Origin of the sequence: Streptomyces sp. NPDC058985 (assembly GCF_042740985.1) — a bacterium.
GTDB lineage: Bacteria > Actinomycetota > Actinomycetes > Streptomycetales > Streptomycetaceae > Streptomyces.
The window spans coordinates 117,070-129,890 of sequence record NZ_JBHYJX010000012.1 but is presented as its reverse complement, the minus strand read 5'-3'; the positions used below and the strand labels follow the sequence as shown (position 1 = coordinate 129,890).

Below are 12,821 nucleotides of genomic sequence, written 5' to 3'. Positions count from 1 at the left end.
GGGGCGGCCCGGCGGTGGCCGCGCGGGCACCGGGGTGCGCGGCCGGCCGGTCTCGCGAACGGGCTTACGAGGGACGGGAGTTCGCGCACACCGGTCGCCGCATGATGGATCGCGCAACTTGTCGTGGGCAAGTCATTGCAGTCTGAGCGAAAGACCGCGCCACCGCGCTGTCCGCGCTCCCGTCAGCCGACGCCGGGACGGGCGGGCACCTCCTCGATGCGCAGGTCGGTGGTGGCGGCTGCCCGGGCAGGTGCCTCCCCGTCCCCGGTGGCCAGGAACGGCCGCAACCGCCGAGGCGCCGCAGCTGGTTCACGGCCTGGTGACTCCCCGCCCTCAGCACGTCCCCGACCTCGATCAGTGCCTCGGGCACGCCGTCGTACAGGAGTCGGGACGATCCGGTTCCGGGTTTCCGGCTTCCTGGTTCCGGGTTCCTGGCGGGAGGCGGGAAAATTGGCTTGCCCGCCTGCCGTCGCGACGGATGCAATGGCCGGAACGGTCGACCGAGGAGATGCCGTCGCGTGAACACGCCCTTCGAAGCAGCGCGGGCCGGCGGGCCGTCCGTCCGGATCGGCGCTCTCGTTCCACTGACCCGGCCGGGCTGGGTCGAGGCGGGCCGCCATCTGCTCGCCGGCCTCGAACTGGCCGTCGACGAGGTCAACGGCAGCGGTGGGGTGCCCGGCGGGCCGCTGGAGCTGGTGGTCCGGGACACCGCGGCCGATCCGTCGAAGGCCGCGGCCGCCGTGGAGGAACTGGCCGGCCTGGGCGTGGCCGCCCTGGCCGGTGAGTACCACAGCGTCGTCGCCCGTGCCGCGGCCTCCAGGGCCGACGCCCTCGGCGTGCCGTACCTCTGCTCGTCGGCGGTGCTGGACACGCTCACCGAACGGCCCACGGACCGGGTGGCACGGCTCGCACCGGCGCAGTCCCACGGGTGGCGCGTCTACGGGGACTTCCTGCTCGGCGCGGGCCACCGCCGTGTCGCCGTGGCGACCCAGCCGAGCGTGTACTGGGCGTCCGGAACTCGCCTTCTGCGGGACCACCTGGCTCCGCGCGGCGGCACGGTCACCGAGTTCGACATGAGCGCGCTCTCCCCTGCGGCCCTGTGCGACGCGCTCGCCGACCACGGCGCGACAGCCCTTCTCCTCCTGCTCGGCCACCCGGATACGGCGGTCCCCGTCGCCAGGGCCCTGCGCCGCGACCCGCGACTGTCCGGACTGACGATCGGTGCCCCGGCCGGGCAACCGGAGTTCGCCGAATGGGCCGCGGCGCTGGGCGCCGACGGTTGCGGAATCCCGTTCCTTCGCTACCTGCCCGAACGGCTCGGCCCGCTCGGCGCACGCGTCGAGGCGGCCCTTCGCGCACGGCTGGACGAAACGCCGCCCTCCTTCGTCGCCTTCGAGGGCTACGACACGATCGCCGTCCTCGCCGACGTGCTGCGCGGGGCCGGTACGGAGCCGGCGGGCACCGCCGGGCCTTGGGCCCGGGTCGACGTCGAAGGCACCCGGGGGCGGATCCGGTTCACCCGCACGCCCGGTATCGGCGTCCTGCAGTGGGCCTGGCCGCCGGTCCAGGTCGTGGACCGGGATCCGGCGCGCCCCGACCGCTTCCGCGTCCTGCACACCGGCTGAGCCCGCACGGAACCGACCGGCCGTCCACCCCGGCGGGTCCTGCCACGTCAGATGGCCTGGGCCACACCCGGGATGGCTCCGGCCTCCGGTCACCTCGTGGGGCTGAGACCCTCCACGGTCAGTCCGAGCAGGCGGCGCGCCTCGGCCGCCGGGTCGGCGTGGTGCTCCGTGGCCAGGGCGATGCCGGTGACCAGCGCGAGCAGATCGGCGGGGGTCACGCCCGGCGCCACCACGCCCTCCGCCGCGGCCCGCCGCAGCAGTGGTTCGACCGCTCCCCCGAGTTTCGCCGCGCAGGCGTTCACATGCTCCGGCTCGACGAGCCTGTCCTGCGCCAGCGCGTCGGCCATGCCCCGCGCGGAGGCGGCGTATTCGGTGAGGGCGCGCAGCCAGTCCAGCAGCGCGGCGCGGGCGTCCGCCGCCCCGGCCGCCTCGACGGCACACACCCGCAGGGCCTCGATCCGCTCGGCGAACACCGCCTCCAGCAGCGCGCGGCGGCCGGGAAAATGCCGGCGCACCGTCGCCGAGCCGACACCGGCGATGCGGGCGATGCGTTCCAGGGACGCGTCGGCGCCGTGTGCGGCGACCTCCCGCTCGGCGACGGCCAGGATCCGCGCGTAGTTGCGCCGCGCGTCCGCGCGCTGGTGATCAGGCATGGCGTCCTCTCGCATTGCTAAATGGCGGGCCCCTCCGTATCGTACCGGGAAGCTAAGTGGCGGGCCCCGCCATTTAGCTTCGGACCATGCCCCACCCGGAGGACACCATGACCACCGATCCCGCACCCGTCCTGGTCACCGGCGCGACCGGCCGACAGGGCGGCGCCACCGCCCGCGCGCTGCTGAAATCGGGGGTACCGGTCAGGGCGCTGGTCCGCCACCCCTCGGCCGCCCGGGCGGCGGCGGTCGCGGCGCTCGGCGCCGAACTGGTGGTCGGGGACCTGGACGACCTCGGCTCCCTGACCCGCGCCGCCGAAGGGGCCCGCGCCGTCTTCTCGGTCCAGATGCCCGACCTCGACGGAGCCGCCTTCGAGGGAGAGGTCGCGCAGGCCACCCGGCTGATCGAGGGCGCCAGGGCGGCCGGGGTGCGCCAGTTCATCCACACGTCGGTCTCCGGCGCCGGGCAGCACACGAGCTGGGTGCGGGGCCGATGGGCCGCGATGGAGCCCTACTACACGGCCAAGGCCGGGATCCAGGACCGCGTGCGCGAGGCCGGTTTCGCCCACTGGACGCTCCTCAAGCCGTGCTTCTTCATGGAGAACTTCCTCCCCGCCGAGGCCATCGTGTTCCCGCGCGGCCTGGAGGGCGGCCTGGTGAGCCTGCTCAAGCCCGCAACGCGGCTGTCCCTGGTCGCCGTCGACGACATCGGCTCGGCCGCTGCCGCCGCCGTGGCCGAGCCCGAGCGTTTCGACGGCGTGGAACTGGAACTGGCGAGCGACCACCTGACCATGACGGAGATCGCCGGAACCCTCTCCCGCCACCTCGGCACGACGGTCGCCGCGCCCGACATGAGCGCGGAGGAGGCGGTCGCCGCCGGCATGCCCGACATGGGGTTCGGACAGTCGTCCCTCAACGAGTTCCCGCAGCCCGCCCGCCCCGAGTTCGCGCGGAAACTGGGCCTGTCCGTCACACCCTTCGCAGCGTGGGTACGGCAGCACATGCCGAGCGCGTCCTGACACCGGTGCGTCGCCCAGGTGAAGCCGGACCGTGCCGCCGAGTTGTACAGGGGTAAGTTATACAGGTGTACCTGTACAGCTGAGGCTGTGGAAGTTAACCTGTGCGCATGAGCGAGAACCAGTACCTGTCGCCGTCGGCGGTCGAGGCGTCGCGCGAGGTCCGCGCGGTCATCAGGCGTCTGCGGCGCCGCATCCTGAAGGCGTCCGAGGCTGAGGACATCACCGTGGGCCAGGCGACCCTCCTCGCCCGCCTGTCCGACCGCGGCGGGGTCACGGCCAGCGAACTCGCCGCCGGAGAAGGGGTGCGGCACCAGTCGATGACGGCGACCATCGCTCCGCTCGCCGCCCTGGGACTGGTGGAGCGGCGGCCCGACCCGGACGACGGGCGGCGCCTGCTGATCACGCTGACCGCCGAGGGCCGTCGGCGGGTCGAGGATGACCGGCAGCTCCGCAAGGAGTGGCTCGCCGGTCAGTTGGAGGACAAGTGCACGGAGGAAGAGCGTCGGGCGGTGATCGCGGCCATGGCCGTCCTGGAGCGACTCACCCGTGACTGAGCCGACGGGGGCCCGGACGCGCGACGAGGACCGGCCCGGCTTCGACCGGCGGCTGCTGCCGCCGATGCTGCTGGGTTCGGTCCTCAACCCGATCAACTCGACGGTCATCGCCGTCGCCCTCGTCCCCATCGGCAGCGCCCTGGGAGCGCCGGCCTCGCAGACCGCCTGGCTGGTCTCCGCGCTCTATCTGGCCACCTCGCTCGGCCAGCCGGTCGTGGGCCGGCTCATCGACCTCTTCGGTCCGCGCAGGCTCTTCCTCCTCAGCACCGGCCTGGTCGGCGTGGCCGGAGCCGTCGGCGCCCTGGCACCGAACCTCGGCGTACTGATCGCCGCGCGGGTCCTGCTCGGCTTCGGCACCTGCGCCGGCTATCCCGCGGCGATGGCGCTGCTGCGCGGCGAGGCCGAGCGCACCGGGCGGGACAGTCCCGGCGGGGTGCTGACCGCGCTGGCGGTCGCCAACCAGACCATCGCCGTCGTCGGCCCGCTGCTGGGCGGTCTGCTGATCGCCGCCGGCGGCTGGCGCACCACGTTCGCGCTGAACGTGCCCCTGGCCGTCGCCGCGGTGGTACTGGGGATGCTGCGCCTGCCCAAACCGGCCGACGGGGCCGGGCGCCCGCGGCACGGACGGCCGGCCGCGCAGCTCGACCTGCCCGGCATGGCGCTGTTCGCCGCGACGCTCGTCTCGCTGCTGCTCTTCCTGATGAACCTGCACCTGCGCGACTGGTACCTGATGGCGATCACCGTCGCCGCGGGTGCGGCCTTCGCGGCACGGGAGCTGCGCGCCGCCACCCCCTTCATCGACCTGCGGGTCCTGGGCGGCAACACCCCGCTGCTCGCCACGTACGGGCGCGCACTCGTGGCCTACGTCGTCGCGTACGCCTTCCTCTACGGCTTCACCCAGTGGACGGAGGAGGGCTTCGGACTGTCGCCCTTCCACGCCGGGCTGGCGCAGATCCCGATGTTCCTGCTGGCGATCGGCGTCTCGGTCGTCTCCGGGCGCACCCGGAGTGTACGCGGGAAGCTGCTGACCGGCGCGGCGGGGCAGATCGTCGCCTGCGCGCTGATCCTCACGCTCACGGCCGAGAGCCCGCTGTGGATGCTGCTCCTGGTCGCCCTGGTCTTCGGCGTCCCGCAGGGGCTCAACAACCTCGCCTTGCAGAACTCGGTCTACTTCCAGGCCGATCCCGAGCGAACGGCGTCCTCCGCCGGTCTGCTGCGGACCTTCGCGTACGTCGGCTCCATGATCGCCTCTTCCGCGAGCGCGGCGGCCTTCGGGCACCACGCGGACACCGGCGGCATGCACACGCTGGCCTGGGTCATGCTCGGCGCCGGGGTGGTGTACCTCCTGCTGACCGTCTTCGACCGCACCCTGGGCCGCGGGACGGCCCCGGCCCCACGGGCGGCGACGTAGCCGACGGGTCCGTGCCCGGCGTCTCGCAGGTCGAGCACGGGTTCCAGACCGGCGGGAAGGGCGTCACCGCGCTCGGCCGGCCGACGGTCTTCGACGCGGGCGACATCGACGACTACGACTTCTGACCAGCTACGACCTCTGACCGGCTACGGCTTCCGACCAGCGGCGGCGCGACCCAACGCCGCGCTCAGCGGACGTCCCCGCCGGGTGCTCCCGGGTTCTGGGAGCACCCGGCGTTCAGGTGCTGCAAGGCCTCGACCAGTTCCTTGCAGGCCCGTTCCACCGACCGCCGGGTGTTGAGCTGCTCGCTGATCACCGCGGACAGCAGGAGCGCGGTGAGCCCCAGCGTGCCGTTGAACGCCTGGAGTCTCATCAACGTCTCGATGTCACTGAGCGTGCCGAAGGCACCGACCTCCTCCCGGGCCACGACGGTGGCCGTCACCGAGGCGAACAGGGCGCACGGTATGCCGCCCGCCAGCTGGAAGCGCAGTACGGACAGGATCAGCAGGGGGTAGACCAGGAAGAGCAGGCTGACCGTGCTGTACATGATCAGCGGGACCAGTACGCCGACGACGACGGCGAGCCCCACGGCCTCGGTCCAGCGGGCGGACGGCGGCGGCAGCCGGGCACGGTGCAGGAGCAGCAGCAGCGGCGTGACGAGTACGACGCCCATCGCGTCGCCGACCCACCACGCGAGCCAGACGAGCCAGAGGTCGCCCGACGGCAGCTTGTCCGACAGGACGAGCATCCCGACGCCCACCGCCGAGCTGATCAGCATGGCCGTCAGCGCACCCAGGAAGACGAGCGACAGCCCGTCGCGCAGGCGGCTCAGGCTCACGCGGAAACCCACCGCCCGCAGCATCAGGTAGGAGCAGACGGGGGCCGCGGTGTTGCCGGCCACGATCCCGACGGCCGAGAGTCCGGGCCTGCCGAGGGAGACGATGACGAGCAGCGCGCCGAGCGCGATGCCGGGCACGCACCGTGGTCCGAAGAGCAGCAGACAGGCCACCGCGAGGCCGGTGGGCGGCCAGATGGGCGTGACGACCGCCCCGTCGGCGGTCAGCTCCTGCGACAGGCCCAGTCGCCCCGCCGCGTAGTAGACACCGGCGACGAGCAGCGTCTCGCAGAGGAGGACGACCGGTCGCGGCCATGCACGGATATCCACCACAGAGCCATCAGACACCGCCCCCGGCCGGTCAGCGAGGTGAGAGGCGCCCCGTCCCGCCCTACGGCGTAACGGCGGGTCCGCCATGGCCGACGACGAGTACGGCGGCGTCGTCCTCGTGACCGATCAACTCGGCGTTCTTGAGCACGGCGGCCGCGAGGGACTGTGCCTCCATGCCGGCGACGGCCGCGAGGCCCGCCAGCCGCACCACCCTGTCGAGCCCGTCGTCGATGCTGAGGGAGGGCCCCTCCACGACGCCGTCCGTGACCAGGACGAGTACTCCGCCCGCGGCGAGCCGGTATCGGGTCACCGGAAATTCGGCCCCCTCCAGGACGCCCAGCGGCGGCCCGCCCTCGTCCTGGCAGATCTCGGCCCTGCCGTCCGCGGTGGCCCGGACACAGGGGATGTGGCCGGCCCGCGCGCTCTCCAGCAGGCCGGTGGCCGGGTCGAAGCGGATGAACGTGCAGGTGGCGAAGAGGTCCTTGTTCAGGGACAGGACGAGGTCGTTGGTCCAGGTGAGCAGGGAGCCCGGCTCGCTCGTCACGGAGGCGAGCGCCCGCAGGCCGACGCGGACCTGGCCCATGAACGCCGCCGCGTCGATGGCGTGACCCTGCACGTCACCGACGGACAGCCCGACGCGGCCGTCGGGCAGTTCGAAGGCGTCGTACCAGTCGCCGCCCACGTTGAGTCCGGCGTACGCGGGCGCGTAGCAGGCGGCCAGATGGAAGCCGGGGACCGTGGGCAGATCGGCGGGCAGCATGTCGCGTTGCAGGGCGATCGCCAGCTCCACCTGGGACCTGCGCAGCTCGGCCAGCTCCCGGGCCTGAGTGGTCAGCGACGCCAGCCGGGCCAGCAGCTCTTCACCGTCAGGTGCGGGACGCTTGCGGAACATCGACCACTCCCGGACCAGGACGCCTCCGAACGGGCGTCAGCCACCCGCGGGCCTGGCCAGTGCAAGTGTGTCACCCCGCTCGGGGAAGGGCATGTCGGAGCGGGTCGCCGGGCGCGGCCGCGGGTGGGCCGCCGGGGCGGCGCGGCCCGGCGCGGTTCGACGCGTGCGGGGCCGCAGCCGCTCACCGAGCAGCACCGGGCCCGTCCCGGTCCCCGCCCGAGGCACACAGCAGACACGCCCCGGCGCCCGGAAGGGCGCCCGTTCTCCGTACCCTTGCCGCATGCGCATGCGGCCCACTCTGAGCTGGACCCCGGGAGCGGACCTGCCGCCGGGCACCACGGACCTGGGGCCCGTCGTCGACGCCCTTGGCGCCGGTGGGGTGGTGGTGCTCAGCGGGGCCGGGATCTCGACGGAGTCGGGGATCCCCGACTACCGGGGCGAGGGCGGCAGCCTGAGCCGGCACACGCCGATGACGTACCAGGACTTCACCGGCGGCGCGGCGGCCCGGCGTCGCTACTGGGCCCGCAGTCACCTCGGCTGGCGCACCTTCGGCCGGGCGCGGCCCAACGCCGGGCACCGGTGCGTGGCCGCGTTCGGCGACCGGGGCCTGCTCGCCGGTGTGATCACCCAGAACGTCGACGGTCTGCACCAGGCCGCCGGCAGCGAGGACGTCGTCGAACTGCACGGCAGCCTGGACCGCGTCGTCTGCCTGACCTGCGGCGCGTTCAGCCCGCGCCGCGAACTCGCCCGGCGTCTTGAGGCGGCCAACCCGGGCTTCGAGCCGGTGGCCGCCGGGATCAATCCGGACGGCGACGCCGATCTCACCGACGACCAGGTCGGGGACTTCCGAGTGGTGCCCTGCGCCGTGTGCGGCGGCGTTCTCAAGCCGGACGTGGTGTTCTTCGGCGAGGCCGTCCCGCCCGCACGCGTGGAGCACTGCCGCGAACTGGTCCGGGGTGCCACGACTCTGCTGGTCCTGGGCTCCTCGCTGACGGTGATGTCGGGGCTGCGGTTCGTCCGCCAGGCGGCCCGCGCCGGGACGCCGGTGCTGATCGTCAACCGGGACCCGACCCGCGGCGACCGGGAGGCCGTCGCACGGGTCTCGCTCCCACTGGGCGCGGCCCTCACCACCGTGGCCGGCCGGCTCGGCATCGCCGCCGACGGCACCGCGACGGCCTGACCGGACCCGTCGAAGTCCCCCACGTCACCCCCTTGACCGCGGTCCCTCCACTCCATATGGTCCTCGCACCTCACGAGGTACATCGATTAACCAATCGTTAACCGCTTGGTTGGAGACCCCCGCTGTGCGCTCTTCGCTGACTCGGCGCGACCTGCTCGCCGCCGGTTCCGGCCTGGCTGCGGCCGTTGCCCTGCCCGCTCTGTCCGGCTGTTCGTCGTTGGCGTCGGCGGACTCCGATCCGGACACCCTCGTCGTCCACACCCAGCTCGGCACCACCGCGCCGGGCTCCCCCACCTACCTCGCGGCCGTCGACCGCTTCCGCGAGGAGAACCCGGGGCTGAAGGTCAAGAACCTCGTCAACGGCGACGACCTCGGCCAGGTGTACGAGACCTCCCGGCTGGCCCGCAAGGAGGCCGACGTCGTGATGGTCAACCTCTACGACAAGACGCTGGCCTGGACGGACGTCGGCGCGACCGTCGACGTCCGCCCCTACCTGGACGACTGGGGGCTGCGCGACCGGGTGCTGCCCGCCGCCCTGGCCGACTGGACCGACGGCGAGGGCCGGGTCAGGGCGTTCCCCTACTTCGCCACGAACTGGCCCGTCGCCTACAACCGCGCCCTGCTCGACCGGGCCGGCGTCGACGGGATCCCCACCACGGGGGACGCGTTGATCGCCGCGGCCCGCAAGCTCCGCGCCAAGGGAGTCGCCCCCGTGACCGTGGGCGGCAACGACTGGACCGGGCAGAAGCTGATGGCACAGATCATCCAGACGTTCCTGTCGCAGGAGGAGGCCCGGCACGTCTACTCCACGGGCGACTTCGGCGGCCGCGGCGCCCGCCGGGGCATCGAGTACTTCACGCATCTGCGCGACGCCGGAGTCTTCGCGGACAAGGCGCAGGGGCTCACGTCCGACTCGATGACCACGCAGTTCAACACCGGGGAGGCGGCGATCCAGTCGGCGATGTCCTCGGCGCTCGCCAAGGTGCCGCAGAAGGTGGCCCGGCACACCGAGGTGGGCGGCTGGCCCCTGGCCGACGGCGCGGCGCACGAGGCTCCGACCGTCATCCGCGCCTACACCCTGATCGGTTTCTGGATCAGCCCCAACGGCGTGCGCAAGATCGAGCAGGTCGAGAAGTTCCTGCGGTTCATGTACCGGCCCGAGACGGTGGCCCGCTTCGTGACGGAGAGCGGCCGGGACATGGCCCTGCGCACGGACGCCGTGAGTGCGGACTTCCCCCTCGTGGGCGCGGCCCAGCGGCTCGGTTCCGAGGTGAGCCAGGTCCTCCTCCCCGACGTGTACGTGCCGCCCGCGGCGGCGCAGCCGCTGATCACCGCGACCAGCACGTCCTTCACCCGGGGCACCAGCGCGGCCCGGGTGCGCGCCGCCCTCGAGTCCGCGTACCGGTCCGCGTGAACCGCCCCGTCCCCCTCGTATCCGCCACCCGTACCCTGGGAGTCACCGCATGACGACGCTCACGACGACGCCGGACGGCAGCGCGGCCCGTCGGTCCGCTCCCCCGCCCCCGCCCGCCTCCGCACCGCGCGGGCGCCGGCGACAGGGCGGCACCGTCCTCGCGGTCCCCGCACTGGCGTGGTACCTCGTGTTCATGGTCGGGCCGCTGCTCGCGATCTTCGTGATCGCGGCCCTGCACTGGCCGGGCATGCTCCAGCCGGTGTCCTTCGCGGGGCTCGACAACGTACGGGTGGTCCTGGACGACCCGGTGTTCTGGGACGCGGTCCGCAACACGGTCGTCCAACTGGCCGTCGCCCTGCCCGTGATGATCGTGTGCGCGTACATGCTGGGGTACTACGTCGCCCAACGGCCGCCCGGGCACCGCGTCCTGCGGTACCTGCTCTTCATCCCGGGGCTGATCTCGACGCCCGCGAAGGCGATGGTCTTCTACGCCGCCCTGTCCCCGGACGGCCTGCTCAACGGGGCGTTGACGGGCCTCGGCCTGGGTTCGCTCACCGATGCCTGGCTGGCCTCGCCCTCGACGGCGCTGGCGTGTCTGATCGCCCTGGACGTCTGGAGCGGCATCGGCTTCACCGCCGTACTGTTCGCGGCCCGGCTGGGCAGTGTGCCGGACGAGCTGGGCGAGGCCGCGCAGCTGGACGGGGCGGGGCACTGGCGGACGATGTGGTCGGTGCACTTCCCGGTGATCCGCGACTACGTGGGCGTGGTGACGATGCTCCAGTTCCTGTGGACGCTGTTCGGCTCGGCGCAGCACGTGCTGCTGCTGACGCAGGGCGGTCCGGGGACGTCGTCCACCACCCTGTCCTTCCTCGTCTACCAGAAGGCGTTCATCGCCGCCGACCTCGGCTACAGCCAGACGGTGGGCGTCCTGCTCTTCCTCGCCGGCCTCGTCGGGCTGCTGACGATCCGCCGCGTCTTCCGCCAGAACTACTGATCGGAGCAGCACTCATGAAGCTCGGCAAGCGCTGGCTCCCGGCCCACGTCCTGGTGTGGACGTACGCGGTGCTGCTCGTCGTCCCGCTGTACTACTTCCTCGCCTCGGCGTTCAAGTCGAACGAGGAGATCTTCGCCCAGCCCTTCGCCCCGCCCACCTCGCTGGGCCCGGACAACTTCAGGACCGCGTTCGACAGCGCCGACCTGGGGCTCGCGGTGGTCAACTCCACGCTGGTGACGGTGTTCTCACTGGCGTTGACGCTGCTGCTGGCGATCCCGGCCGCGTTCGCCCTGGCCCGTTCGACCGGGCGGCTGGCGGGGCTGGTGGAGAAGGTCTTCTCCCTGGGCTTTTTGATCCCGACCTTCGCCGCGCTCTTCCCCACCTTCCTGCTGGCGGCGGCCACCGGGCTGTTCCACACCCGGATCTTCATGGTGCTCTTCCTGCCGGCGACCGCGCTGCCGCTGTCGGTGGTGATCCTGGTGCAGTTCATGCGCACCATCCCGCCGGAGATGGAGGAGGCCGCCCGCCTGGACGGGGCGTCGACCTTCGCGGTGCTGCGCCACGTCTACACGCCGATGTGCCTGCCGGGCATCGCCACCGTGCTGCTGCTGAACTTCCTGACCTTCTGGAACGAGTACCTGTACTCGCTGGTCATCATCGGCCCGGACCCGGCGCAGCGCACGGTCCAGGTGGCGCTGCCCACGCTCAAGTCGATCACCGGCACGGACTACGGCGTCCTGACGGCGGGCACCGTGCTGACCCTGGTGCCGGTGTGGATCGTCTACACGGTGCTCCAGAAGCGCATGCAACAGGCCCTGGTCAGCGGGGCGGTGAAGTCGTGAGCGTGTCCACCGAGCGGCCGGGCCGACGGCCGACGATCAAGGAGGTCGCCGCCGCGGCCGGCGTGTCGACCGCCGCCGTCTCGCAGGCGTTCAACAACAAGGGCCGGCTCTCCGAGGCGACCCGCCGCCGCATCCTCGACGCCGCGCTGGAGCTGGGGTGGAGCCCCAACGCCCCGGCGGCGGCGCTGCGCAACGCCCGTACCCGCAGCCTGGCCCTGGTGGTCCGGCGCCCCACCGACGTGCTGGGCTCCGACCCGCACTTCAGTGAGCTGATCACCGGTATAGAGGGCGAGCTGGCGCCGCGCGGTTACGGTCTGCTGCTGCACCTGGTGAGCGGTCACCGGGAGGAGTACGCGCTCTACGAACGGCTCGCGGCCGAGGGCCGGGTGGACGGGGCGGTGCTCACCGACGCCCGCGACGAGGACGCCCGTCCCGCCCTGCTGGCCCGGCTGGGGCTGCCCGCGGTGCTGCTGGGGGCGCCGGACGGCACGGCCGTGGTGCCGCGGGTCGGCCTGCGGGACCAAGGGGCGGGGATCGCCGAGGCCGTCGCACATCTGCTGGCGCTCGGCCACCGGCGGGTCGCCTACGTCAGCGGGCCACCGGAGCTGCAGCACACCCGGGTGCGCAGGGCCGCCTTCGAGGACGCCCTGCGCGCGGCCGGGCTGCGTCCCTTCGCGGTCCTGCCGACCGACTTCAGCGAGCGGCACGCCGTAGGAGCCACCGAGGCGCTGCTCGCGGCGGACGACCGGCCCACCGCGCTGGTGTACGCGAACGACTCGATGGCGGTGTGCGGCATCGGCACAGCGCAGCGCGCCGGGCTGGCAGTTCCCCGGGACGTGTCCGTGGTCGGCTACGACAACCTGCCGCTCGGCAGCTGGCTCCATCCCCGGCTGACCACGGTCGACCAGCAGGTGCAGCGGGTCGGCACGGCAGCCGCCCGCATGCTGCTGGCCCTGTGCGGCGAGCCGGTCGAGGAGAGGGGTCTGGACGGGCGGCCGCGGCTGGTCGTCCGCGAGTCCACGGGCCCCGCCCCGCCCGGGGACGGCACCACGGGTCAGGACCCCGGCTGACCCCA

General features: G+C 73.0%; 12 protein-coding genes. 9 read left to right on the top strand and 3 right to left on the bottom strand.

The features are described 5' to 3' along the window. The first annotated feature begins 518 nt into the window (after positions 1-518). Positions 519-1,625, top strand: coding sequence for an ABC transporter substrate-binding protein (locus tag ACFW01_RS14035; RefSeq protein WP_384503700.1), 1,107 nt, complete (start codon positions 519-521; stop codon positions 1,623-1,625). An 89-nt stretch (positions 1,626-1,714) separates the two neighbouring features. Here ACFW01_RS14035 and ACFW01_RS14030 read toward each other — a convergent pair whose 3' ends face one another. Continuing rightward, a complete protein-coding gene (locus ACFW01_RS14030; protein ID WP_234957823.1) occupies positions 1,715-2,278 on the bottom strand; it encodes a TetR/AcrR family transcriptional regulator in 564 nt (187 codons plus the stop codon). A gap of 86 nt (positions 2,279-2,364) precedes the next feature. Here ACFW01_RS14030 and ACFW01_RS14025 point away from each other — a divergent pair, with 86 nt between their 5' ends. From ACFW01_RS14025 to ACFW01_RS14015, 3 genes are all read left to right on the top strand, one after another. Further along, positions 2,365-3,294 carry an NmrA family NAD(P)-binding protein gene (locus tag ACFW01_RS14025; RefSeq protein WP_384503698.1) on the top strand — a complete coding sequence of 310 codons (930 nt, stop codon included), beginning with the start codon at positions 2,365-2,367 and terminating at the stop codon, positions 3,292-3,294. A 107-nt stretch (positions 3,295-3,401) separates the two neighbouring features. Next, on the top strand, positions 3,402-3,848 hold the full coding sequence (locus ACFW01_RS14020; protein WP_234957824.1) for a MarR family transcriptional regulator: 447 nt from the start codon (positions 3,402-3,404) through the stop codon (positions 3,846-3,848). A gap of 64 nt (positions 3,849-3,912) precedes the next feature. Then, positions 3,913-5,259, top strand: coding sequence for an MFS transporter (locus ACFW01_RS14015; RefSeq protein WP_234957927.1), 1,347 nt, complete (start codon positions 3,913-3,915; stop codon positions 5,257-5,259). Between the two features lie 187 nt (positions 5,260-5,446). On the opposite strand, the gene ACFW01_RS14010 is transcribed toward ACFW01_RS14015, so the two are convergent. Continuing rightward, positions 5,447-6,427, bottom strand: coding sequence for an MASE1 domain-containing protein (locus ACFW01_RS14010; RefSeq protein WP_384503696.1), 981 nt, complete (start codon positions 6,425-6,427; stop codon positions 5,447-5,449). Positions 6,428-6,485: 58 nt separating this feature from the next. Then, positions 6,486-7,316, bottom strand: coding sequence for a PP2C family protein-serine/threonine phosphatase (locus ACFW01_RS14005; protein WP_234957826.1), 831 nt, complete (start codon positions 7,314-7,316; stop codon positions 6,486-6,488). Positions 7,317-7,596: 280 nt separating this feature from the next. On the opposite strand from ACFW01_RS14005, the gene ACFW01_RS14000 reads away from it, so the two are divergent. The 5 genes from ACFW01_RS14000 (at position 7,597) to ACFW01_RS13980 (ending at position 12,816) form a co-directional block, all read left to right on the top strand. Then, entirely contained in the window at positions 7,597-8,496 is a 900-nt protein-coding gene (locus ACFW01_RS14000) for an NAD-dependent protein deacetylase (RefSeq protein WP_234957827.1), read from the top strand. 124 nt (positions 8,497-8,620) lie between these two features. Next, a complete protein-coding gene (locus ACFW01_RS13995; RefSeq protein WP_234957828.1) occupies positions 8,621-9,910 on the top strand; it encodes an ABC transporter substrate-binding protein in 1,290 nt (429 codons plus the stop codon). 49 nt (positions 9,911-9,959) lie between these two features. Further along, entirely contained in the window at positions 9,960-10,904 is a 945-nt protein-coding gene (locus tag ACFW01_RS13990) for a carbohydrate ABC transporter permease (protein WP_234957829.1), read from the top strand. Between the two features lie 14 nt (positions 10,905-10,918). Then, positions 10,919-11,746 (top strand): carbohydrate ABC transporter permease, encoded by an 828-nt coding sequence (locus ACFW01_RS13985; protein WP_384503693.1) that lies wholly within the window; start codon positions 10,919-10,921, stop codon positions 11,744-11,746. Next, positions 11,743-12,816, top strand: coding sequence for a LacI family DNA-binding transcriptional regulator (locus ACFW01_RS13980; RefSeq protein ID WP_234957831.1), 1,074 nt, complete (start codon positions 11,743-11,745; stop codon positions 12,814-12,816). The genes ACFW01_RS13985 and ACFW01_RS13980 overlap by 4 nt, the downstream gene beginning before the upstream one ends. Positions 12,817-12,821: the final 5 nt, after the last annotated feature.